Source organism: Aquimarina sp. AU119, assembly GCF_900312735.1.
Classification (GTDB): domain Bacteria; phylum Bacteroidota; class Bacteroidia; order Flavobacteriales; family Flavobacteriaceae; genus Aquimarina; species Aquimarina algiphila.
Genome location: NZ_OMPF01000029.1, coordinates 1 through 1,208, shown reverse-complemented (window position 1 = coordinate 1,208; position 1,208 = coordinate 1). Strand labels below are relative to the sequence as shown.

At 32.7% G+C, this 1,208-nt stretch carries 1 protein-coding gene; it reads left to right on the top strand.

Annotated features, from left to right (window positions below; all coding sequences use genetic code 11):
* Window positions 1-211 precede the first annotated feature (211 nt).
* Complete coding sequence (locus DK442_RS24220; RefSeq protein WP_109438508.1) at window positions 212-1,177, top strand: IS110 family transposase; 966 nt, start codon at window positions 212-214, stop codon at window positions 1,175-1,177.
* Window positions 1,178-1,208: the final 31 nt, after the last annotated feature.

Sequence of the window (1,208 nt, the reverse complement as noted above, 5' to 3'; positions counted from 1 at the left end):
TCTTAAGTTTACAATCTCTTAATTTTAAGGTTTAATCAGAAAGAACAAAAGAGAGGAATAAGATTAATATACACGTAGAACATTGCAGTTCGTCAACATTGATAATCCCTTCTCTTTTCCTACTAAGATTTCGTTCAGTTCTGTGAGTTTTTAAACTCGATTTCAAGTTGTTGAAATGTCAGTAGCTCGTTCTTTCCAAATTTCAAGTTGTATGAATAAAGATAAAGAAATTTATGGTATTGATGTTAGCAAAGATGTATTAGATGTTTGGAGTCAGGGGTCAGGTCATTTGCAGTTTACAAACGATGAGAAAGGCTTTAAAGGCTTGCTAAAAGTATTGTCCCAAAAGGCATTGGTAGTTATGGAAGCTACAGGTTATTATCATTATCGTTTAGCCCAGTATTTGCATAAGAATGGAATAGTTGTTTCAGTGGTTAACCCCTTGTCAGTAAAGCGGTTCATTCAGATGAAACTTTCAAAGGTAAAGACTGATAAGAGTGATGCTAAAGCCATATGTGAGTATGGAGAGTTAAATGAGGTTCCTTTGTATAATGCCCTTAGTAATGTTCAAGCAGAATGTTTACAATTATTTAGATTACTAGATAATTATTTAAAACAACGTACAGCTACCAAGAACAAACTCAAAGGAGAGGAATCTCTAGGAAAGCCATCAAAGGTAGTTTACAGTTCTTTAAAACGAAATCTAAGGCATTTAAATAAAGAAATAGAAGCTATTGAAACAAGGTTATTGGAATTAGTAAAGAAAGAGCAGCAAGAGCAGTTAACCCTTTTAAAGAGTATACCAGGTATGGGTGTAAAGACCTCATTATTCTTGATAGTTGTGACTGATGGATTTAATAAGTTTGATAATGCTAAACAGCTTTGTAGTTATGTGGGTATAACACCAACTATAAGAGAGTCTGGAAGGAGTGTAAGAGGTAAGAGTAGAATTAGTAAAGTTGGAAACAAGAAGCTTAGAAACTTATTGTTTTTATGTGCTTTTTCAGCATGTAAGCATAATAAAGCTTGCAGAGAATTATATGAAAGAATGGTAGCTAAAGGAAAGAGTAAGAAGTTGGCCTTAATTGCAGTATCAAATAAGTTATTGAAACAGGCTTTTGCAATAGCAAAAAGTGGATTGCCTTATGATGAAAATTATATTTCAAGATTAAACTAAAAAGACTTGCTTTTTAACTCAGTTCTTTGTT